Source organism: Xenorhabdus thailandensis, assembly GCF_037996785.1.
Lineage (GTDB): Bacteria > Pseudomonadota > Gammaproteobacteria > Enterobacterales > Enterobacteriaceae > Xenorhabdus > Xenorhabdus griffiniae.
Window position 1 is genome coordinate 548775 of the sequence record NZ_JBBMXF010000007.1, and the last position, 23637, is coordinate 572411.

The window sequence follows — 23637 nt, forward strand, 5'->3', positions numbered from 1 at the left end:
TACTCATTCTTCAGTAACAGCTATAAAGAATTATTAATTAAAATACCTTAATTAATATTTGATTATTAGGTTGGGTGTAATTATTTTTGATAGACTAAATTCATTATTTTATATAATGAATGATGGTGTCTGTTTCAATTTAATTATTTGGGCGTTGTTGGAGGATGATATGTTGGATCTGACAGTGGTCATTTTTGAAAATAGCGATATCACGGGTAATATTAGATGTTTTTTACCGTTTTACAGTTCATGTCAGTCCTGCGTTTGCGGAGCGCATTATTTCAAACCAAACGATAATAATCAAACTGTTTATCTAATATTTTGTCTTTAATGTAATCATTATTTAATATACCAATTTTATTATTTATTTTTATATATGACGGATTGAGTTTATTTTGGTGTGTGAATGGGGGTAGGGAAAATACCTATTTTAGTGAGAATTTAAGAAATAAAAGTATCACCATAACATGCGGTGTAAATAATAATAATTAATTGTGATTATTTTATATAAATTATTTTTATTGGGTTATATTTTACGTTGTGTTTTTTTATGATTTATGTATATTGCTGCGCGATTTATACAATAAAGAGATACTTATCATGAAAAAAGCGCTATTGACTTCAGCTATCATTGCGGGGTTATCTATTTCTTCATTTACAGCGCATGCAAGTGGCAAACATACCCTTTCATTAGGCTATGCCCAAAGCGATATGAAGATGCAGATTGAGGGAGAAGAACTAAACCTGAAGGATCTGGATAAAGCTCCAAGAGGCCTCAACCTGAAATACCGTTATGAAATTAATGATAACTGGGGCTTTATCAGCTCAGTCACACAAACCAAGCTAAAAATAAAATACTACCATTATTCCAATGGGTTAGATGTTGGTAGCGAGGACATTACTTATCGATCATTGATGGCTGGCCCAACATATCGTTTCAATGAATATGTCAGCGCCTATGCTTTGATTGGTGCAGCTAATGTTGAAGATAAAGCTCGTATGTTTGCACAACCAAGTGTGAGTAAAAAGAAAACAGCGGTTGCCTACGGTACAGGGTTACAATTTAACCCGACAGCAAGTTTAGCTGTTGATGTTTCCTACGAATATTCTGATTTAAACCAGGCTAAAGCAGGAACGTGGACAGTTGGCGTTGGTTATCATTTCTAATTTGATCCAATAGCTATCCCAAAACTTCACCCTGAATATCAAACTGATGTATGAGTATTTAGGGTGTTGTTCTGTCCAATATTCTCAATTTTTAGGGAATATCAAAGCCTGTGCACAAGCCCACGCCGAACTCCAAGCCCACTGGAAGTTATACCCACCAAGCCAACCGGTTACATCGACCACTTCACCAATAAAGTACAGTCCCTTCACCTTGTGAGCTTCCATCGTTTTTGATGACAACTCGTGCGTATCCACGCCGCCAAGAGTTACTTCCGCTGTACGATAACCTTCCGTACCATTAGGTTGCACCTGCCAGCATTGCAGGGTAGGACCATTAGCGCTTTTTCTGTGTGGAATTAAGTTGTTTCAGAGACAGTTCTGGTAGCTGACCAAGAGACTGTAAACATTCCACCAGACGCTTGGGTAGCAGTTTGGCCAAGAGTATTTTTCAAACTTTGATTTGGGATGGGATTCACGCTCTTTATCAAGAAAGGTATCCAAGTCTGTATCAGGAAGTAAGTTAATACTCACATACTCACCGGGCTGCCAATAACTGGAAATCTGTAAAATAGCTGGGCCAGAAAGTCCTCGGTGGGTAAACAGAATATTTTCCCTGAACAGAGTGCCATCTTTTGCGGTGACAATCGAAGGAACCGAGACACCGGAGAGGGATTGCAGTTGTTCCAGCAATGGCTTATGCAAGGTAAAAGGCACTAATGCCGCACGAGTAGGCAGGATATTAAGACCAAACTGTTCCGCGATGCGATAACCTAAAGGAGACGCTCCCAGGCCAGGCATGGATAGCCCACCGGATGCACAACAAGTGAGTGTGCGCTTACTTTTTTCCAGCCGCCGATAATAACAAACCCCTGCTCATGTTTCTCGATTTGAGTCACTTCGCTGCGCAAGCCGGATTGTTACCTGACCTGCTTCACACTCTTGCAAAAGCAGATCTATGATTTGTTGGGCAGAGTCGTCGCAGAAAAGCTGTCCCAAGGTTTTTTCGTGGTAAGCAATACCATAACGTTGAACAAGATCAATAAAATCCCATTGTGTATAGCGAGCAAGTGCTGACTTACAAAAATGGGGATTGGCAGAAAGATATGCCGCCGGTTCGGTATACATATTGGTGAAATTGCAGCGTCCGCCACCGGACATCAAAATTTTGCGGCCGGCTTTTTTGCCATTATCCAGTACCAGAACGTTTAATCCGGCAACTGCCCAGCTTGTGCAGCACAAAATAAGCCGGCAGCGCCAGCACCAATAATAACTACATCAAATTTTTCCATTCGTTTTGTCTCTTTTAGCTGAGTTTATTGTGGGAATTCACTGCATTGTGAGGGCTCTGTTCACGAACTACGGAGAAAAATAGGCATTTGGTCTAACTTTCTGCGGTAAAAAGTTATTTTTCATTAAAAAAATATCAAAATATTAAAATTAAATAACTCTTTGATATAGTTAATAAATGCAAGGATTTTTATGCTATTTGACCGGTTTCTTGTCATTAAATCAAAAAAAGGTCATATTTCTCTTTTCCCGTTAGCGTTTGTCACTGATAATGCGCCGCGTTCATGTCCTACTAACTGGCTTAACGTTTATGCTACATCTGTTTACTGGCCTGGATTTTATACCGGCCTTATGTTAGTACTTGCTCTGTTGTTTGTGCTTTTCTATGAAGCCATCAATGGGTTTCATGATACCGCAAATGCAGTAGCAACTGTTATTTATACCCGGGCTATGCGTTCACAGCTTGCTGTTGTGATGGCAGGGGTTTTTAACTTTTTGGGTGTTCTCCTTGGTGGGTTAAGTGTCGCTTATGCGATTGTGCATCTACTACCGACGGATCTTTTACTAAATGTCAGCTCAGCCCATGGTTTAGCTATGGTCTTTTCCATGCTGCTGGCGGCGATCATCTGGAATTTAGGTACGTGGTATTTCGGCATTCCTGCATCCAGTTCCCATACGTTGATTGGTTCTATTATCGGCATCGGCCTGACTAATGCGATAGTGACCAATTCTTCAGTGGTTGATGCGTTGAATATTCCGAAGATGATACAGATTTTCATGTCCTTGATCCTGTCTCCTCTTGTTGGCTTGATCATTGCCGGCGCGATGGTGTTTTTACTGCGTCACTACTGGAGTGGTACAAAAAAACGTCGTCGTATCCATATGACGCCTGTTGAGCGTGAAAAACAGGATGGCAAACGTAAACCCCCATTCTGGACACGTACTGCCCTGATCCTCTCTGCTGTTGGTGTGAGTTTCTCCCACGGAGCGAATGATGGTCAGAAAGGTATCGGTTTGATTATGCTGGTTCTGATTGGTGTCGCGCCTGCGGGGTTTGTCGTCAATATGAGTTCAACCAGTTATGATATTGCCCGTACTCGTGATGCCGTTGTTCACTTACAACAGTATTATGGGCAACATGCGCCAGCGTTAACTCATGCGATTGAGCTAAATCCAACTATTTCTCCTGTTGAAGATCAGCTAGATATGACGTTCCATTGCGATAGTTCACGCGCATTAGTGGTGCTGAACAAGGCTGAAAGCATGTTGGCGAGTATTCAAAATTTCAACGAATTAACGCCCGATCAACGTAACAGTATGCGCCGTATGTTGATGTGCGCTGCTGATACAACCAACGTTGTGGCTAAGCTGCCAGAAACCAGCCTTGAAGATGCACGTTTCCTGAATAAGCTGCGTAAAGATTTGCTCAGTACGGTGGAATATGCGCCATTATGGATCATTGTTGCCGTGGCTCTTGCCCTGTCTTTAGGCACAATGGTGGGCTGGAAACGAGTTGCTGTGACTATCGGTGAGAAGATTGGCAAAAAAGGCATGACTTACGCCCAAGGTGTTTCTGCACAGGTGACTGCTGCGGTTTCTATTGGTGTTGCCAGCTATACGGGTATGCCAGTATCCACGACACAAGTGCTCTCTTCTGCGGTAGCGGGGACGATGTTGGTTGATGGTGGTGGTGTGCAGAGCAAGACCATCAAGAACATCATGTTGGCGTGGGTTTTGACGTTGCCGATTTCCATTGCATTGTCGGGCTTACTGTATTGGATCGCTCTGAAATTGATCTAATCACATCTTAGAATAAGTATCCCCCAGCATAGCTGGGGGGTTTTCATATGCGCCTATAATGCTTTCTTACCAGCCGCGCCCTAACGAGGGTGTCGTAAAAGCTCATGTTATCCATTAAGATCGGCGCTCTTCCTTTAGGCGCCGATCTTTCATGACCTTATTCACCCGAAAACTGGAATCGTCTGTTCACACCCAACGTCAATTTGTCAAAGCGCAGCATTTACCTGTATTGGATGGCTCTCTTTCCCTTGGGGATTATCTCAAGCAAATGGGAGAACGCAGTGCACTTATTGTCGCGGAGAGCCTGGATGAACAAGACTGGGGACCTTTCGAACGTCATTATGCTTCAACAGGCAGGGCTCCTTATTCTCCCCGCTCCATGATGGGGAGCCTGCTTTATGGGATCATGAAAGGACAGAGTTCGCTCAGAGCACTTGAACGCTTGGCGCGTTTAGATTTGGGCTGTATTTGGGTCAGTCAGGGAATCTTATCTGTTTTGCGCCGCAGTCAATCCGGTATTTCGTGTCTGGCTGGTGACGGGACAGTGATTGAGGCCATGTGTTCTCATTATCATCTTTTGACTCAGGCAGCCATTTCCCGCGAAAAAAAGCCCCTCAGTGCAGCGCCTGCCACGGGGCAGACAGAGAAACGTCTTCAGCAATTGGAACAGGGCACAGAAGTATTACGACGCCGGCAAGAAAACCGGGAAAAAAAGGGGAAAGATGGTAGCCAGTTACGTATTAATCCCACAGAGCCAGACGCTGTCGTCCAGAAACTCAAGCGGGGAAAGGGATTTTCAACAGCCTATAAACCGTCTGTTTTAGTCAACACAGGACGTATTATCGTCGCCCAAACCGTAGATCCATCCAGTGAGACACGGGTAATGGCGGATTTATTGGTGCAGAATTTCAATTTATCGGGATATCATCCGGACAAATTGTTGTTGGATGCCGGTTATTTCCATGACGCGGTGATGGCTGAGGCACAAAAATATCAGCTCCCGCTGTTTTGCTCTGAAAATTCAACCCGGCAGAGCCCCCGAACAATCTCCCCCAAATCGTTATTTATCTATGAGGCTGAGAAAGACACTTATCTCTGCCCTGCCCATCATTCATTATCGTTGAAAAGCACCGTGGCCGCGTCAGAAAAAGCGCGAGGCTATCGGGTCTATGGCAGTGCCAATTGCACCCAATGCCGGCAAAAAACCCAATGTACACGGGCCAAAGGTGGAAGAAAAATAAAACGCTATCGGGAAGATGAAAAGCGGGATGAACTGCGGTTGCATATGGCTAACCCTGAGTCAAAACGGATATTGAGTCAACGAAAGAGCAGAGTAGAACCGGTATTTTCAGCTTTGCGGGGAATTCAGGGACTGGGGCGCTTTCGGCGTAGAGGATTATCAGCGGTAAAGCTGGAATTTATCCTGCATGCGATGGCCTATAACTTATCAAGAGCAGTGGCTCTGATATTATGGATGATTTTCAGCCTGTTATTGGTTCAAATAACAGGCACTGAAAAGTGGGAGAGGATCTCAACTTAACGTGTTGCAAAAATGACCTCCCCCTTTTACGACACCCTCTTGCTGGCGGGGCTGACTATGTTGCTGAATACTTTGACGCTGATATCGGAATATATACTCTGGAAGAACTGATCGGGATAGCAATACAGGGCAAGAGCGTGAATGCTCACTTCTTGCCCAACACCGTAAATCCTGCGACTAATACCTTGTCCAGATAGTTAATATCCATGCTCGCAAGCCGTTGTTTTCGGCGAATACTCGCTTTTTTGGTTGTTTCTGCCCGCAACATATTGACACTGATATGACGCATACATCCCAATATTTCAGCCGATTCTCCCCGATGGATAAGGCAAGCATCTTCTCCCATAGTGACATCAAGAACCCAATGTAATCGTGTTTCGATCCCCCAATGGCTCCTGACAGCGGTCGCAAATTTATCCGTGTTTAGCTCCGCTGAACTGATGTAATAACGATAATCGAGCGACTCTTTTCCTTTATTATTAATTCGATACCCGATTGCTACGCCGATGCTTTTTAAGTTTTTCCATTCAGGAAATGGTTGAGATAACGCTTGTGCAGACAATACATGATATTCACGCGCTTCTATACGACCATGCCCTTGTTCTATCGTGATATTTTCGGCATGACTCACTGCTGAGACTTGCGCAGACAACGCCTTCTTGACGGCGTGATACAGCGTTTCCTGATTGCCTTTCACCGCCAGAAGATAGTCACCTTCTTGCTGCACAATTTGTTCCGCAATCTTCGTTTGACATCCCATCGCATCAATCGTTATCAGGCAGCCTTTGATATCCAGCAAACGGAGTAATTTAGGGATCGCAGTGATTTCATTGGACTTTTTGTCTGTCTTCAATTGCCCCATCACAACGCCATTCTGGGTGGCAAACGCACTTACATCGACTGCCGATCCTTGCCGTGATAAGTTCCCCGCAATGTTTTCCCGTCAATGGCGATAATTTCCCCTTCAGAACGTTCATTAATCCCTTGAACCCACTGGATAAAACAGTGCTGAAACTCAACAGGATTGAGACGAGAAATAAGTCGAGCGATAGAATCATGTCCCGGTATTCCATTCGGGAAAAGTGATTTTTTTTGATACCAGTCCAGATACGTTTCGCCGAAATCTTCAATATCTTCCCATCCTTCCGCGCCGGCGATGATGGATGTAATTGCCAGAAAAAGGATATCAAACAAAGGATAACTGATCTTAGACGACTGGCGAGGGTCTGTTAACGTACTGAAATATTGGGAAAAGGCATTGATGCTCATGAGAATACTTCCTAAAAAAAGAAGGATGAGATGATGTTTTTTCTTATCCGTCAACCCTAAATTTTGTTAACAAAAAATTCACGCTCTCACCCTGGATAGCAATAGTTGTCCTTGGTTCCCTCATTGATGTGTAGATACCCATGTCTTTATGGTCTTGCTCATTCAGTGCCGGAGTTATAATAAACAGTCTAGAGTTATTTTTTTTCGGTTTTTCACTCGTTTTAACCTTATTATAAATATATCTATGATGAAAGTCACTCAGTTTAAGTTGAATTAAACCAATTATATTTATAATCGTTTTCAACCATAAAATGATTAATGGAATATAAAATAAAACGATATGCATATTTTTGATAACCTTAACGAGTGTTCATTTTTCGTATTGCATTAATACACGATAACACATTGCTGGCTATAACAATTTTACTGGAAAAAATTGTATTTTTATAAAGAAACTTATCAAGCCTCTTATCATATTTGTACGAAAATAGAATAAGGTGTAAAGTATTCCATAGTGTTTCTCTTGGTTGTTTTCCCATCATTTTTGAAACTAAGAATCTTTTGAACAATCGAATAACTCTCAACCAATATGGAACTTCTATTTTTAGAATTAGTGAGCATTCCGTAAGGAGCTGATACATGCGTTTATCGTATGCACCTTCGACAATCCAATCAATTTTATTAATAATTTTGTTAATGTGCATATCCATAAATTCTTCCGAATTTTTTACGAAATGAGTCCCACTTAAATCCCAATAGATTTCGTCAAATTCATATACAGGAACATTAAATTCATCTGCTAATTTCTTCAATATCGTTGACTTTCCTGCTCCAGATGGACCTATTATACAAATTTTCATCGTTCAACCTTAGTTCACATCCCCCAAATAAATAGGAGAACCACGGGAAAAACTATTTTCTACAATAAAGGGGCGCAGAGCTAAAGGAAATATTGGCAGGTTTATCACATCCCCCAGACTGATCCATTGAGCACCTATTTGATCCCTATCCGCATTGTGACTTAGGTTACGAATATCAGGATTCTTATCGGTAATCGAAGCAAGAAACATCAATTTAACTTGATGAACGTCTTTATCAAATTCAGCGAATTCATGATTGCTTCCTATATATTCTCTAACAAATACCAACCGTGCTGGTTTAATCTTGTATGTCGTCTCTTCAAGACATTCCCTAATTAATGTTTGAGTCAGTGTTTCTCCAAATCTTTGTCCCCCTCCTGGAAGGGTATACCATTCATCTGAATCCGATTTATATCTTACAAGTAAAATCTTATCTTTGCGAATAATGATGGCTTTTGCTGAAATACGAACAGTGACCGTATTACTTTTATTCACGAATTATACTCCGATACAGCGGTGTTTTTATGCCCTGCACACATCGCACATTTATTCCTTTTTTTCCATGATCTTTGATGTCCACAAAAAACCATGCCACCAATAGTGTAGAAACTCTTGACTAAACATACCATCTTCATTGCGCTTTTTAAGACCAATCAAAGAAATATTTGGAGGAGACATTTTGACATCCTCCCCGCCCTAAAGGACGGGGATTCCTACAGCGTTCAGACCGAAGCCTGACTCACCTCGGTGGGTTCCTGCTTCAACGGGCGGTCTGACTGCACCATCCCTCCACAGGCAAGCACGGCATGTCCTGCCGCTAAAATATTACGTGCGGCGTTTACATCCGCGTTCGCGGTGTAGCCGCATACCTGACACACGAATTGACTTTGCGTCTGACGGTTTTCTTTCGCCGTATGACCACAGCAGGCACACCGCTGGCTGGTGTATGCCGGAGGTATCGCCACTACCTGACCACCGCGCCAGAGCTGCTTGTACTCAAGCTGACGGCGCATTTCATGCCAGCCTTGATCCCGTATCGAGCGGTTCAAGCCTGATTTGCCTCTGACGTTTCTTCCGTGCTTCTCTGCCGTGCCTTTTGCCGATTTCGACATGTTACTGACCTTCAAGTCTTCAATGACGATCATCGCGTGGTTTTTGCTGATTTCACGGGTGACTTTGTGAAGGTAGTCGCGCCGGATATTGGCAATGTGCGAGTGCAAACACTGGATTTTCCGTTTTTGTTTCTGCCAGTTTGCGCTGAATTTTACTTTGCGACTCAACTGCCGCTGGAGTGTTGCCAGCTTACGTTGGTTTGCTTTGAAGCTGCTTACTGGCTGATATACCGTGCCATCTGAAAGCGTGGCAAGTTTTGTTACTCCGGCATCCAGTCCGACCATTGATTCTGCATTGTGAGCAGGGTCAGTCACTTCGTATTCAGTCTGGATACTGACGTACCATTTGCCGCATGACTGGCTGACCGTGACGTTTTTCACTTCGCCAATGACTTCACGGCTGTTGCGATAGCCTATCCACCCTAACTTTGGCAACGAGATTCGACTGTTGGGCTGATCGAGCTTCACGCCCTGCGGGTAGCGGAATAAGTCATGTTGACCACGTTTTTTGAAGCGGGGGAATGCAGCCCGCTTCTGGAAGAAATTTTTGTAGCCGCGCTCCAGATCTTTCAGTGACTGCTGCAACGGTTGCGAGGGAGATTCTTTCAGCCATTGTGTTTCAGGTACGGATTTCCATTCAATCAACCATGAAGCCATTTTGGTGTAGGGGAGATATTTATTCCCTGCTGCATGGTTCTCATTCTGGAGTGCCAGTGCACGGTTAAAAACGAAGCGACAAGCCCCTGCGAAGCGTCGCATATCGCGCTCCTGCTGACCATTTGGTCTTAACTGGAATTTGAAGGCTTGAAGTCGTATCATGACTATCATTATACTTTGGTCTATGACAAAAGAAACTGATATTCGACGCGGAAGACACGGTGTTTTCCTGATGCACGTCCACTTGGTATTCGTCGCCAAGTATCGACGAAAGATATTCGATCTTGATGCCATCGAAAAGCTACGCAGCTACTTTAGCAGCGTATGTGCTGATTTTGGTGTTGAACTGGTTGAAATGGACGGTGAATACGACCACGTGCATTTGCTGATCAACTCCCCGCCAAAGCTCGCAGTATCGAATCTGGTCAACAGTCTTAAAGGCGTTTCCAGCAGGCTGCTTCGGCGTGACCGTCCAGATATTGCTCTACGCTATTACTATAAAGGCGTTCTGTGGACACCGAGCTATTTTGCAAGTAGTTGCGGAGGTGCGCCGATCTCGATCATCCGGCAATACATCGAGCAGCAGAAAACACCAGGTTAGTCGGAAAACCGCGCCTGATAAAAAAATGGCAGGAAGGGGGGATATCATAAAAGAACTCAGGGCACCGAAATGCCCTAAGCTATTGATGTTCAAACTGTCATATGCAATGCATAATCCAGAAATTAAACTTCTTTGCTACGATTTGCACGACGGCGATCATTCTCAGTCAAATGACGCTTACGCAAGCGAATTGACACTGGAGTGACTTCAACCAATTCGTCGTCGTCAATAAACTCCAACGCCTGCTCCAGGGTTTTCTTGATATGTGGAGACAGCGTTGTCGCTTCATCCGTACCTGATGCACGCACGTTAGTCAGTTTCTTACCGGTCAGACAGTTAACGGTCAGGTCATTTGAACGTGAGTGAATACCAATAATCTGGCCTTCATACACTTCAGTACCATGACCCAGGAACAACTTACCACGCTCCTGCAAACCATACAGCGCGTAAGCCACCGCCTTGCCTTGTCCATTGGAAATCAATACGCCATTCAGACGACGGCCAATCTCACCTGGGCGGATGTCATCATAGTGGCTGAATGTGGCATACAACAAACCCGTACCCGAAGTCATGGTCATGAATTCAGTACGGAAGCCGATCAGACCACGGCTTGGAATGACATAATCAAGACGAACGCGACCTTTACCATCTGGCAGCATGTCACGCATTTCACCTTTACGCTCACCCAATGCCTGCATGACATCGCCTTGATGCTGCTCTTCGATATCCAGAGTGACCTGCTCAAAAGGCTCCTGCTTACGGCCATCAATTTCACGGAAAATCACTTTTGGACGGGAAACCGCTAACTCGAAACCTTCACGACGCATGTTCTCGATAAGAACAGACAAGTGCAGTTCACCACGGCCTGATACACGGAATGCATCTGGATCTTCAGTTTCTTCAACACGCAACGCTACGTTATGAACCAGCTCTTTTTTCAGACGATCAAGGATCTGGCGAGAAGTTACGTACTTACCTTCACGACCACAGAATGGAGAAGTATTGACACAGAAGTACATGCTGACGGTAGGTTCATCAACGGCCAGTGCTGGCAACGCTTCAACCGCATTGACTTCGCACAGGGTATCGGAAATATTCAGATCACCCAGACCGGTAATAGCGATAATGTCGCCAGCTTCCGCCTTATCCGACTCAATACGCTCCAATCCCAGATGGCTAAAGACCTTGCCAACTTTACCGTTGCGAGTTTTACCTTCGCTATCGATGATAGTGATATTTTGGTTTGGTTTTACCATACCACGCTTAATGCGACCGATACCGATAACGCCAACGTAGTTGTTGTAATCCAGCTGCGAAATTTGCATCTGGAATGGGCCATCAAGGTCAACCTTTGGTGGCTCAACATGATCAACGATTGCCTGATACAGCGGAGTCATGTCTTCAGCCATATCGGTATGATCGTTACCCGCAACGCCCATCAGTGCAGAAGCATAAATGATTGGGAAATCCAGCTGCTCATCGGTTGCACCAAGATTCACAAACAAGTCAAATACCTGATCCACTACCCAGTCAGGGCGAGCACCCGGACGGTCAACTTTGTTGATCACGACAATAGGCTTCAGGCCATGAGCAAACGCTTTCTGGGTGACAAAGCGAGTCTGTGGCATTGGGCCATCCATCGCATCAACCAGCAACAGGACGCTGTCTACCATTGACATTACACGTTCAACTTCACCACCGAAGTCGGCGTGGCCTGGGGTGTCTACGATATTGATTCGATAGTCATTCCATTTGATGGCTGTGTTCTTTGCCAGGATGGTAATACCGCGTTCTTTTTCCAGATCATTGGAATCCATCACGCGCTCAGTTGTTGCAGCACGTTCCCCAAAAGTACCGGACTGTTGCAGGAGTTTATCAACCAGCGTGGTTTTGCCATGGTCGACGTGAGCAATAATTGCTATATTTCTTAACTTACTAATTTCATTTGACATTTAAAAATTCCGATAACGCGAAAATCATTTATGTACTCAAACGTACATAAAAAGAATTCTGTTTTACTTGGCCGCCGCCGAACAAAAGTGCAGCATTATACACTTTGGATGGTTGCACGGGTATTAAAAGTTGGGGACACCTAAATCATAGGCGTCCATCTGGCTGGAAGTCGAGTTCAACGGCATCGCCAGTGACCTGCTCGAACAGAGGATGAGCCGGATTGATGATGTAGTTCAACTCACGCGGGACAACAACACTGGGGACAGCCAAAGCAAGGCTTTCACCACTTTCTAACCACCCATCCCCAATTTCCGCTGTTGATGGTGGAGCCGGCTCATCCCGCCAATCTTCCGGCAATTGGTCAGAAGTGAAATGCAAAACAGCCTCCGCGGGCAACCTTACTTCCAATAGCGCGTAATATTGCAATAGGCTGTAATCATTGAGGTGAACCATCACTTCCAACAATGCCAATGATTCCGAACTCGCCAGATATACACAAGGTCGTCCTCGGCTATTCCAGCGACCACCGTAAAGACGTGCTCCCTCACCATCGAAAGCCGTCCCCCGCCATTTCCTCTTGATAAGCCGGTAAGCAACAATCTCATTCATACAAAGACACCATGTTCCAGGCGACCAATCAAGTCCAACACAGCTTCCGCCTCAGCGGAGATGGCGATCATCTCTACAGGCTTGCGACCACCAAGACCACGAGCAGGATTGAGTAACCATTGACAAGCTCGCTCTGTGTCACCTTCAAACAGAGCAGTCGCGGCTTTCAGAACTTCTGCAAAGCGATACAGCCTATCGCTCTCATCCGTTTTGAATCGGCCTAGTTTAGCTCGGCGCTGCAACGTAGCCTGGGGAATGGCGACATACTTCGCGAGTTCCTTGAGTTCCAGACCTGCTACATCAGCGAGTTTGGTGTAGACAGCATAGGGCATTCCTTCCCGTAAGGCTTGGTGCAATTTTGCACCACGGGAAGGTATTCCAACGGCTTTCCATAAGTTGGTGTTGGTATCACGAGTGGCCTGATATTCTTTGATAGTAAAGACCATGCGAGCCTCCAAATATTCAATTGATATAATAACAACATATCAATTGATTACGTGATAAGCAAATTTGTGAAATTTCAGTCGGCCAGTTGCACCATAATAATGCGATCACATTATGGAAAATCACCAACTTGGTGCAAAGCACCTAAAGCTACACGCTATATTATTCATCTTATTTCTCTTCCCTTCTGCCATACATTTTTATCACATTGATATTAAATGATTTTTAAATATTGGCACACTTTTCGCATTTATCTCTGCTAATAGTGGTTCTATAAAATTGATCATACCGAGATCCACAATTGCCCTTAACTTTTAAGATAAAACGGTTTATTTCTCGCTCCGTTTTATCAGGCCAATGTAACCAGGAGAGCCAGTATGTCCGCTGAACATGTTTTGTCCATGATTGAAGAACATCAGGTGAAGTTTATTGACTTACGTTTTACTGATACTAAAGGTAAAGAACAACATATCACTATTCCCGCCCACCAAGTTGATGAAGACTTCTTTGAAGATGGCAAAATGTTTGACGGTTCATCTATCGGTGGCTGGAAAGGTATCAATGAATCCGACATGGTGTTAATGCCAGATCCAAGCACCGCGATGCTGGATCCCTTCTTTAATGACGCTACCCTCATCCTGCGCTGCGATATCCTCGAACCTGGCACCATGCAAGGCTATAGCCGCGATCCTCGCTCCATTGCGAAACGCGCAGAAGATTTCCTGCGGGCAAGCGATATTGCTGATACCGTTTTATTCGGGCCAGAACCCGAATTCTTCTTGTTCGATGATATCCGTTTCGGCAGCTCCATCTCTGGCTCTTACTACCATATTGATGATACGGAAGCCGCCTGGAACAGCGGCACACGCTATGAAGGGGGTAACAAAGGCCATCGTCCTGGTATTAAAGGAGGATACTTTCCGGTTCCTCCTGTGGATTCTTCCCAAGACCTGCGTTCAGCCATGTGCCTGACCATGGAAAAAATGGGTTTGGTCGTTGAAGCCCACCATCATGAGGTTGCAACTGCCGGACAAAACGAAGTGGCCACCCGCTTTAATACCATGACCAAAAAAGCGGATGAAACCCAGATTTATAAATATGTGGTTCATAACGTTGCCCATAAATTTGGTAAGACCGCGACATTTATGCCAAAACCGTTGGTGGGCGATAATGGTTCAGGTATGCACTGTCATATGTCACTGTCCAAAAATGGCACTAACCTGTTTGCAGGTGACAAATACGGTGGCTTGTCCGAAATGGCGCTTTACTATATTGGCGGTGTCATCAAACACGCCCGTGCGTTAAACGCCTTTACCAACCCAACAACTAACTCGTACAAACGCCTAGTACCTGGTTTTGAAGCGCCGGTGATGCTGGCCTATTCTGCCCGTAACCGTTCTGCCTCTATCCGTATTCCTGTGGTCGCCAGCGCTAAAGCTCGCCGTATTGAAGTGCGTTTCCCTGATCCCGCAGCAAACCCTTATCTGGCCTTTTCTGCCCTGTTGATGGCAGGTTTGGATGGCATCATCAACAAAATCCATCCCGGTGACGCGATGGATAAAAACTTGTATGACCTGCCCGCAGAAGAAGCCCAAGAGATCCCAACCGTGGCCTCTTCTTTGGAAGAAGCGCTGGCCGCATTGGATGCCGACCGCGAATTCCTGACGCGTGGTGGTGTTTTCACTGATGATACGATTGATGCTTATATCAATTTATTGAACGGGGAAATTGAACGTGTCCGCATGACACCACATCCCCTGGAATTTGAACTGTATTACAGTGTGTAGTGCTTTATTAGGTAATGTTGCATAACGTGATGGCATTACTCGTGTTTTTTGTTGCCGTGAAACTTTTGGCCCATCTTTGGATGGGCTTTTTTCCTCGCATATACACAACTACATCATGATTGACGATATATGCTGAGCAAAAGGATTCATCGAACTATGCTTAAATAAGCTACAATGCACCAAAAAAGTGCAGGAACTGAATGACCATGGTTAGTTTGCCCAAAGCAGAACAGATTCTCGACTCACAGATAAACAACGTCTTGGTATTGGATAATGATTTGATTATTCGCTACGCCAATCATTCTGCTATGCAACTTCTGGCACAAAGTTCCCGTAAATTATTCGGCACGCCTCTTCCTATCCTGTTTAGCTATATTTCACTGGATACAGAATTGATGCGTTCCAGTTTGATCAACGGTCATAGCTTTACCGATAACGAAGTCATATTAGTGATTAATAATCACTCTCATGTCATGTCGCTCAGTGCCCAACCAATTTCCGAACAGTTTATCCTGCTGGAACTGGCATCTATGGACAGTCAACGCCGGTTAAGCCAAGAGCAGATCCAACAAGCACAGCAGGCGGCTGCGCGGGAACTGGTTCGGGGGCTGGCACATGAAATCAAGAATCCTCTCGGTGGACTACGGGGCGCTGCACAGTTACTTGCCAAGGCACTGCCAGATCCATCCTTGAGGGAATATACCCAAGTGATCATTGAGCAGGCAGATAGGCTACGCAACCTTGTTGATCGATTGCTGGGGCCACAGCACCCTGGCTTCCAAACCCGTCAGAGCATTCACCATGTGGTTGAACGGGTTTGTCAACTGGTCTCACTGGAAATGCCTGCCAATGTCACGCTGATTAAAGATTATGATCCGAGTTTGCCTGAACTGGCACATTATCCTGACCAGATTGAACAGGTATTGCTGAATATCACCCGCAATGCCCTACAAGCACTGGATGAGAAAGGAGGAATGATCACCCTGAGAACGCGAACCGCATTCCAGATTACCTTACAGGGTGTACGTTACCGCTTGGCGGCCCGAATTGATATTGCAGATAATGGGCCTGGTATTCCTCCCAATATTCAGGATACGCTTTTTTACCCGATGGTCAGCGGGTATGCAGGAGGCACTGGACTTGGCTTATCCATAGCACGTAATCTTATCGACCAACATGCGGGCAAAATTGAATTTACCAGTTGGCCAGGGCATACAGAATTTTCCATTTACCTGCCGATCAAGAAATAACCGTTAAGTAGGGGGTGACAATGCAACGAGGAAAAGTTTGGATCGTTGATGATGACAGTTCTATCCGCTGGGTACTTGAACGGGCGTTGAGTGGCGCGGGGATGGAGTGTATCAGTTTTGAAAATGCCGATACCGTATTGGCCGCGCTAGGACAGGGTCATCCAGAAGTTATTCTGTCGGATATCCGTATGCCCGGATTGGACGGACTGAGTTTGCTCAACCAGATCAAGCAGAACTATCCACAGCTTCCGGTCATCATTATGACGGCTCATTCTGATCTGGATGCCGCTGTCAGTGCCTATCAACATGGCGCATTCGATTATCTGCCAAAGCCTTTCGATATTGATGAAACTGTTGCGCTGGTTGAACGAGCACTGAGTCATTATCGGGAACAACATCAATCAGCCTCCAATCCACGGTTGCCGGTATCGGTTTCAGATATGATCGGAGAAGCCCCCGCTATGCAGGAGGTATACCGAATTATCGGCCGCCTTTCCCGTTCCTCCATCAGTGTGTTAATCAATGGTGAATCCGGCACAGGAAAAGAGCTGGTTGCCCATGCCCTTCACCGCCACAGTCCACGCGCCTCAGCCCCCTTTATTGCCCTGAATATGGCGGCAATCCCGAAAGATCTGATTGAATCCGAACTGTTTGGTCACGAAAAAGGTGCGTTCACAGGTGCCAATCAAGTACGTCACGGTCGTTTTGAGCAAGCCAATGGGGGTTCACTGTTTTTAGATGAAATTGGTGATATGCCGCTGGATATCCAGACTCGCCTGCTGCGGGTTCTGGCTGAAGGGCAATTTTATCGTGTCGGGGGCTATGCACCGGTGAAGGTGGATGTCCGTATTATCGCGGCCACTCACCAGAATCTTGAGCAACGCGTTACAGAAGGTAAATTCAGGGAAGACCTCTACCATCGTCTGAATGTGATCCGCATCCAGCTACCGCCTTTGCGGGACAGAATCGAAGATATACCTCGCCTGGCATACCATTTCCTGCAACAAACTGCCAAAGAGTTGGGCGTTGAAGCCAAGGTGCTGCATCCTGATACAGAACTCGCCCTGATGCGCTTGCCATGGTCAGGCAATGTCCGCCAGTTGGAAAATGTTTGTCGCTGGCTGACCGTGATGGCGGCAAGTAAGGAAGTACTGGTACAAGATCTGCCCGCTGACCTGATTAGCAACCAATCGACAGGACAAACAGGAAACGCCCCGATTTCACGCGCCACGCTACCTGAAAACTGGCCACAACTGTTGGCTGAATGGGCACAACATGCCTTAAAAGAGGGAAAAACGGATCTCCTTGCCGATGCCTTACCATTGCTGGAACGCACTTTGCTTAATTGCGCACTGGAATATACCAACGGACATAAACAGGAAGCCGCCCGTTTACTGGGCTGGGGAAGAAATACAATAACGCGGAAATTGAAGGAATTGGGGTTATAACAGGCTCCACAATACTACCTATTACTGAGTAAATACTCCGAGAGATCAACGAACTGAGTCAATATCGCTTCATCATTCGTTACTAATACCACACTTTCACATATGGCTTGAGCCATAAATGTCATTATCTGTATCTCTTAGTAATTCCTTGATTTCCCTTTTTAGTTTAGAAGGAGCAGCCAAATACCAAAGCAGAATATGAGTATCTAACAAATAGCGCATCAGCCCTGATCTCTCCCCTCAAACATTGAAAGGATTTCGCTATCATATTTAGCAAACTCTTCTTCTGTTGGTACGGGTAACTCTCCAGTCAAAACCCCAATCGGCCTCAATGTTTTTTTCGGCTTGGTCAACACACCAACGGGTCTCTGTACTACTGGTTTATTATTTTCTTTTTCTGGTATCTGTTCACGACGCCAGCGCCGATAGGTCCTTACCTGTATAGTGTCTTCACCTGCATTTTTAATAACAATGGCTTGCCCTTCCCTGATTACCGCTCTCAGTCCTTCAGGAAGCTCTGCAATACGGAGCTTAATTTCAGCACTCATATAAATCTCCCCTATTCAGGCAGTCGGATTTCTGAATTAATTTTAACCAATTATTTGATAAATGTTAATCAAGCTGCTTAATCCTCATATCACCCGCGAAAATTGCCGCTGCCGCATCTGAATACGCAGATAGCTATCAAAACACATACAAATATTACGTATCAGCAATCGCCCTTTCGGGGATACCTGGATCTGCGATTCAGTCACTTCAACTAACCCATCTGCTGCCAACGGTGCCAACAATTGCAGGTCTTCGGCAAAGTAATCCGTGAAATTCAGCCCATAACACCGCTCAATATCCGCAAAATTCAGCCGAAAGTTACAGATTAATGCCTTAATCACATCACGGCGAATGCAATCATCTTGCGTCAAGGATAAACCACGCCATAAAGCATGGCCCTGTGCGTCCACCGCCGCATAGTAAGTTTTTAGGTCTTTCTGGTTCTGGGCGTAACTATCCCCCAGCATACTGATCGCGGAAACCCCCATACCCAGTAAATCGCATTCCCCCTGCGTGGTATATCCCTGAAAGTTACGGTGCAAGATGCCTTGGCGTTGCGCAATCGCCAATTCATCATCAGGACGAGCAAAGTGATCCATCCCAATAAACTGATAACCATTCCCTGTCAGGGTCGCAATCGTTTCTTGCAAGATATCCAACTTCTGCGCCGCAGTGGGTAAATCCTGCTCCTTAATCTTGCGCTGTGCCGCAAATAAATTCGGTAAGTGGGCATAGTTGAAGACACTTAAGCGATCAGGAGACAAGGCTAAAACCCGCTGCAAGGTAAAGGCAAAACTCTCAGGTGTCTGTTTCGGCAGGCCATAAATCAGATCAATGCTGGTGGATGTAAAACCTGTTTCACGGGCGCGCTTGATCAGTGCGAAAATAAACGCTTCATCCTGCTCTCGATTCACCAAACGTTGTACATCTTTATTGAAATCCTGCACCCCCATACTCAGGCGATTAAAGCCTTCGTGATGCAAGTGATCAATGACATCGAGTTCAATTTCACGCGGATCAATTTCAATGGAAAGTTCAGCATCAGGCAGAAAATGGAAATGGCTACGCAGCATCGACATCAATCGACTGATCTGCGTTTTGTCCAGATAGGTCGGCGTGCCTCCGCCCCAGTGCATCTGGCTGACTTTCCGCTGGGAAAATAATTTGGCACGGGCAGTAATCTCTTTTTCCAGCACATTCAGATAGTCATCCGCCTTGTGCTTTTGGCGCGTAACCAGCTTATTGCAACCACAGAAATAACACAGCTTATGACAGAACGGGATATGAATATAGAGGGAAAGCGGACGATCAGGATAACGGACAGCAGCCTGAGCAAAAGCAGATGCATCGTAGTGTTGGTTAAACTCTAATGCTGTTGGATACGACGTATAACGGGGACCTGAATAGTTGTATTTTTGGATCAAAGGCAGATCCCAAACAATGGCTTGCTCTGACATGCTTATTCCTTCCGCTGTTTTCGCCCATCAAAACGCAACATTTTCGTGGAATCGAAACGTCGTGCCATGATGATAATACGCAACCGACGTTTACGTTGCGATAGCCGCCATAGTTTACCCAATAACCACAATAAATAACATACTGATATTGTGGTTATTAATATCATGGTTATCAGAATGAACCCGCCTTTTACGATCACAATTCATTGATGAAGGCGCTACTTACCCTTCAACAATTGCATAATATCTTCCTGTGGTTCTTCCTCGCCGTCCTCTTCTTCCAGCGCAATACCCAACTCTTCCATCAGGGTATCAATGCGATCGAGCATATTGTCGACATAAGCATTGTCTTCCTGAGACAGTTTTTCCCCCTGTTCAAGGCGTGCCAACAAGTCATCCAATCGTTCATCATTTTCCAACATGTCCAGCTCTTCCTGCGGTGATAGGCGCGGTTTCTGTTTCTCTACAGCCGGTTTAGCCGTTGGTTTCACTACCCTCTCTTGATCACCGACGATCAGAGGAACCGGAACTTTACTGCCGATACGTGGATCTTTTTCTTGTCTGGCTACTGAATGCTTTTTATTACTGTCATGACCGTTATGGCGGCTGCCTGACGGTTTGCCACGTTGTTTTTTCTGGCGTTTACGTTCGCGACCTTCAGCATCCAGCTCTGCACGGCTTTTTCTTTTTTGCTTACCAGCGGAAGGTTTCGCCGGTGATTTTTTCTTTAACAGGCTCATAGCGTGTGACTCAACTCATTTTTATCAAGATATTTTCGGCGGAATCTAACAGAAACTCCCTTTAACATCCAATGCCATTCACTTATTGTTTAAATTTCGTCTAGTATTATGGATAGATTTAACTAAAATAATATTTTCAGGCTACCATGCGTTTTTTTGATACCTCTTCTTATCGCATGCCATTGTATCTTTGGGTCACTGGTTATGCCGTTTTGTGGATAATAGCAAGTTACTTTCTTGATCCCACTGTTCCCTATGATACCGTAGAAGCCTTGAACTGGGGGATTAATGGGGAATGGGGTTCACCCAAAAATCCGTGGCTAGTGGGAGCCATCATGCTACCCGCTATCACTATCAGCGACATTTCTCTCAGTTTTTATTGGTATTTCACCCACTTTGTTGCTATTGCCATCGGGATGCTTGGGGTTTGGCAACTGGCTTTCCGGCTGACGGGCAAAATTGTACTCGCATGGCTTGCCATGCTGACTTTGAACCTATCCGGTGTCATCAATTTTGATATCATTCCTTATAATGACAATTACCTTTTAGTGATGCTCTGGCCGTGGTCATTGCTGTTTTTCCTGCGTGCCATTGACGATCACCCCAAATGGTGGCTGGCATTCGCCCTCTCCACAGGGCTGGCAACGATGGCAAAATATTCTTCGCTTTCTATTGTTGGCTCGGTCTTTTTGCTCTCCCTGTTCGTGCCTAAAATACGCCGCAACTATCGGGAACCGCTGTTTTATCTTGCTATTGTCATCTGGTTCGCGCTGATACTGCCGAACGTTTGGTGGCTGGTGCATAACGATTTCGCCGCCTTTAAATGGGTCGGTTCCCAAATTCAAAAAGGATTCAATTTACATACTACGCGCGCCCTACTTTCCGTGTTCTACCCGTTAATTATCGTCAGTGTCATTATTTATCTGTTGGGTGGCCGGATTGGCTGGCCCAGGCAACAAACCAATGCGCTGGCTAATATCGTGATCCTGCTGCCCCTGCTGATTATTTACGGCTGGTTCTCCTTCAATCAGGGTGGGCGTATGACTGAATGGGTACAACCTTTTATGGTCGTTTCACCGGCGCTGTTGGCAGGCTCAATAACGGTATTCCCCAACAAACCCCTACGAGGCACATTACGAGGGCTGGTCGTGTTTGGTGTATTCGTGTTGATCGGTTATGTCGGTGTGATGATGGCAAATGTCCGTGATGCAGGACAAAAATTTGTTGGCATAAAAACTCTTGCCAGCCAACTTGATCAACGCTGGAACGAACTGTATCCAACACCATTGCGTTATGTGGGTGGCGAATATCTGCATCAATGGCTGACATTTTATAGCCACTATCACCCAAAAACGATACAACCCTGGAAATTAGATAAAGGTGTGCCACCGAATATCTATAACCGCCATATCAAACAGGAAAATATTATGAAATATGGTGCCTTGCTAGTGGGAGAGAGAGGAAAAAATTGTGCGGAGGAAAGTTTCCAGCATACGCTTGCACAATGGCCATCATTGGTGCTCAGTCACAAAGAAGAGATTTCCTTCCAAGCCCAACCCAGTGCGGGGTTAGACACTATTTGTATTGGCTTTATCGCGCCTAAGAATATTCAATGATAATCAACAAGCCTGACATAAGTTGCTGTCAGGCTTTCTCTTAATCACTGTTTCAATCGTGCTCAGTGGGCATCCACAAACGCCATTTTTAATACAAACAATAGTGTCACAGCAAAAACACATGGGCCAACTTCACGCCATTTGCCCGTACCCAATTTCATGGCACAGTAGGCGATAAAACCCAGTGCAATGCCTTCAGTAATGGAGAAACTAAATGGCATCATCACCGCGGTGATAAAAGCAGGAACGGATTCGGTCAGATCATTCCATTTCACCCTTGTCAGGCTGGACGTCATTAAAACGCCCACATAGACCAACGCTCCCGCTGTGGCATAGGCAGGCACCATGCTTGCCAGCGGAGAGATAAACATCACCAACAGGAATAAAATACCCACGACAATCGCCGTCAAACCAGTCCTGCCGCCAACAGAAACGCCAGACGAGCTTTCAATATACGCGGTAACCGAAGAAGTTCCTATGTAAGAACCCGCCATAGAACTGATACTGTCTACGTACAAGGCTTGTTTCATGCGTGGAAATTTGCCATTGCTGTCGGCAATACCCGCTTTATCCGTCACACCAATCAATGTGCCGGAAGAATCAAACAAGTTCACCAACATAAATGAGAAAATCACACCAGCCAACGCAATATCCAGTGCACCTTTGACATCTACGTTACCTACCACGCTCATCACACTGGGGGGCAGATCAAAAATACCGTGATATTCCACATATCCCATCAGCAAGCCGATACCCGTTGTCACAATAATTGAAACCAACACCGCCGCATGAAAACTACGTGCCGCTAAAATGGCAATGATGAAAAAACCCAATGTCCCCAACAAGACATTATGGGAAGCAAAGTTGCCGATTGAGACAATCGTGTCGGGATTAGGCACAATAATGCCGGCATTTTTCAGCCCCATCATGGCAATGAAAAGGCCGATACCACTGGTAATACCCACACGCAGGCTCAATGGAATATTGGCGATCATCCAGTAACGGACACGAAAGAGAGTCAATATAAATAGTCCCACTGCCCCCCAGAAAATGGCTCCCATGGCAACCTGCCACGAAATACCCATCGCACCGACCACAACAAAGGCAAAAAACGCGTTCAATCCCATCGCAGGTGCAACGGCAACAGGCAGATTCGCTACCAATCCCATCATAATGCTGCCAACGGCGGCAATTAAACAGGTTGTGACAAATACGGCTTTAATATCCATACCTGCCACCGCCAGAATTTGCGGGTTAACAAAGACGATATAAACCATCGTCAGAAACGTCGTTAAACCGGCAATGATTTCAGTACGAACTGTCGTGCCATGTTCCCCTAATTTAAACACGCGCTGAAGCAAGCCCTGACGATGAGCAGAGCCAGAATTTATTGTGCTCATGTATATTGTTTCCCAAAAAACGAAGTTTTCGGCTTATCCTACAGGAAACCTATATAAATCGTTACCCTGAAATGGCAAAAAAAGAAAACGT

General features: G+C 45.3%; 18 protein-coding genes and 3 pseudogenes. 8 read left to right on the forward strand and 13 right to left on the reverse strand.

Going from position 1 to position 23637, the window contains the following annotated elements; all coding sequences use genetic code 11:
- The first annotated feature begins 600 nt into the window (after positions 1-600).
- Entirely contained in the window at positions 601-1167 is a 567-nt protein-coding gene (locus tag AAC853_RS05080) for an Ail/Lom family outer membrane beta-barrel protein (protein ID WP_338883966.1), read from the forward strand.
- An 84-nt stretch (positions 1168-1251) separates the two neighbouring features.
- Here AAC853_RS05080 and AAC853_RS05085 read toward each other — a convergent pair.
- Positions 1252-2456, reverse strand: a pseudogene (locus AAC853_RS05085) (BaiN/RdsA family NAD(P)/FAD-dependent oxidoreductase).
- Between the two features lie 308 nt (positions 2457-2764).
- Here AAC853_RS05085 and pitA point away from each other — a divergent pair.
- Positions 2765-4254 (forward strand): annotated as a pseudogene (gene pitA / locus AAC853_RS05090) (inorganic phosphate transporter PitA).
- Positions 4255-4405: 151 nt separating this feature from the next.
- A complete protein-coding gene (locus AAC853_RS05095; RefSeq protein WP_340613855.1) occupies positions 4406-5794 on the forward strand; it encodes a transposase in 1389 nt (462 codons plus the stop codon).
- Between the two features lie 145 nt (positions 5795-5939).
- On the opposite strand, the pseudogene AAC853_RS05100 reads toward AAC853_RS05095, so the two are convergent.
- The 5 genes and pseudogenes from AAC853_RS05100 to AAC853_RS05120 form a co-directional block, all read right to left on the reverse strand.
- Positions 5940-7063 (reverse strand): annotated as a pseudogene (locus tag AAC853_RS05100) (ISAs1 family transposase).
- A gap of 359 nt (positions 7064-7422) precedes the next feature.
- The gene (locus tag AAC853_RS05105; protein WP_340613856.1) at positions 7423-7923 is read right to left on the reverse strand and encodes a P-loop NTPase family protein; all 501 of its coding nucleotides are present in this window, start codon (positions 7921-7923) and stop codon (positions 7423-7425) included.
- Between the two features lie 9 nt (positions 7924-7932).
- Positions 7933-8418 (reverse strand): NUDIX domain-containing protein, encoded by a 486-nt coding sequence (locus AAC853_RS05110; protein ID WP_340613857.1) that lies wholly within the window; start codon positions 8416-8418, stop codon positions 7933-7935.
- A gap of 51 nt (positions 8419-8469) precedes the next feature.
- Positions 8470-8601 (reverse strand): hypothetical protein, encoded by a 132-nt coding sequence (locus AAC853_RS05115; protein ID WP_340613858.1) that lies wholly within the window; start codon positions 8599-8601, stop codon positions 8470-8472.
- A 44-nt stretch (positions 8602-8645) separates the two neighbouring features.
- Positions 8646-9854: an RNA-guided endonuclease InsQ/TnpB family protein gene (locus AAC853_RS05120; protein WP_340613859.1), complete on the reverse strand. Its 1209-nt coding sequence runs from the start codon at positions 9852-9854 to the stop codon at positions 8646-8648.
- A gap of 22 nt (positions 9855-9876) precedes the next feature.
- Between AAC853_RS05120 and tnpA the strand changes: the two genes are divergently transcribed.
- Positions 9877-10293 carry an IS200/IS605 family transposase gene (tnpA, locus tag AAC853_RS05125; RefSeq protein WP_340614159.1) on the forward strand — a complete coding sequence of 139 codons (417 nt, stop codon included), beginning with the start codon at positions 9877-9879 and terminating at the stop codon, positions 10291-10293.
- A gap of 122 nt (positions 10294-10415) precedes the next feature.
- Here the strand turns inward: tnpA and typA are convergent, their stop codons facing one another.
- The 3 genes from typA to parS form a co-directional block, all read right to left on the reverse strand.
- Positions 10416-12245 (reverse strand): ribosome-dependent GTPase TypA, encoded by a 1830-nt coding sequence (gene typA / locus AAC853_RS05130; RefSeq protein WP_189759866.1) that lies wholly within the window; start codon positions 12243-12245, stop codon positions 10416-10418.
- Positions 12246-12390: 145 nt separating this feature from the next.
- Positions 12391-12855: an RES family NAD+ phosphorylase gene (locus AAC853_RS05135; RefSeq protein ID WP_340613860.1), complete on the reverse strand. Its 465-nt coding sequence runs from the start codon at positions 12853-12855 to the stop codon at positions 12391-12393.
- On the reverse strand, positions 12852-13301 hold the full coding sequence (parS, locus tag AAC853_RS05140) for a type II RES/Xre toxin-antitoxin system antitoxin (protein WP_340613861.1): 450 nt from the start codon (positions 13299-13301) through the stop codon (positions 12852-12854). The genes AAC853_RS05135 and parS overlap by 4 nt, the downstream gene beginning before the upstream one ends.
- Positions 13302-13676: 375 nt before the next feature.
- On the opposite strand from parS, the gene glnA reads away from it, so the two are divergent.
- From glnA to glnG, 3 genes are all read left to right on the forward strand, one after another.
- Positions 13677-15086: a glutamate--ammonia ligase gene (gene glnA / locus AAC853_RS05145; protein ID WP_189759863.1), complete on the forward strand. Its 1410-nt coding sequence runs from the start codon at positions 13677-13679 to the stop codon at positions 15084-15086.
- Between the two features lie 206 nt (positions 15087-15292).
- Positions 15293-16336 carry a nitrogen regulation protein NR(II) gene (gene glnL / locus AAC853_RS05150; RefSeq protein WP_422824192.1) on the forward strand — a complete coding sequence of 348 codons (1044 nt, stop codon included), beginning with the start codon at positions 15293-15295 and terminating at the stop codon, positions 16334-16336.
- Positions 16337-16356: 20 nt separating this feature from the next.
- The gene (glnG, locus tag AAC853_RS05155; protein WP_338884053.1) at positions 16357-17784 is read left to right on the forward strand and encodes a nitrogen regulation protein NR(I); all 1428 of its coding nucleotides are present in this window, start codon (positions 16357-16359) and stop codon (positions 17782-17784) included.
- Positions 17785-18005: 221 nt separating this feature from the next.
- Here the strand turns inward: glnG and AAC853_RS05160 are convergent, their stop codons facing one another.
- The 3 genes from AAC853_RS05160 to yihI all read right to left on the reverse strand — a co-directional run bounded on the left by AAC853_RS05160 (position 18006) and on the right by yihI (position 20530).
- Positions 18006-18332, reverse strand: a complete 327-nt coding sequence (locus AAC853_RS05160) for a hypothetical protein (RefSeq protein WP_338884052.1) — start codon at positions 18330-18332, stop codon at positions 18006-18008.
- 84 nt (positions 18333-18416) lie between these two features.
- Positions 18417-19790, reverse strand: coding sequence for an oxygen-independent coproporphyrinogen III oxidase (hemN, locus tag AAC853_RS05165; RefSeq protein WP_340613863.1), 1374 nt, complete (start codon positions 19788-19790; stop codon positions 18417-18419).
- Between the two features lie 218 nt (positions 19791-20008).
- Positions 20009-20530, reverse strand: coding sequence for a Der GTPase-activating protein YihI (yihI, locus tag AAC853_RS05170; RefSeq protein ID WP_340613864.1), 522 nt, complete (start codon positions 20528-20530; stop codon positions 20009-20011).
- A gap of 146 nt (positions 20531-20676) precedes the next feature.
- Between yihI and AAC853_RS05175 the strand changes: the two genes are divergently transcribed.
- Entirely contained in the window at positions 20677-22146 is a 1470-nt protein-coding gene (locus tag AAC853_RS05175; protein WP_340613865.1) for a glycosyltransferase family 39 protein, read from the forward strand.
- A gap of 62 nt (positions 22147-22208) precedes the next feature.
- Here AAC853_RS05175 and AAC853_RS05180 read toward each other — a convergent pair whose 3' ends face one another.
- Positions 22209-23546, reverse strand: a complete 1338-nt coding sequence (locus tag AAC853_RS05180; protein WP_340613866.1) for an NCS2 family permease — start codon at positions 23544-23546, stop codon at positions 22209-22211.
- Positions 23547-23637 lie beyond the last annotated feature (91 nt).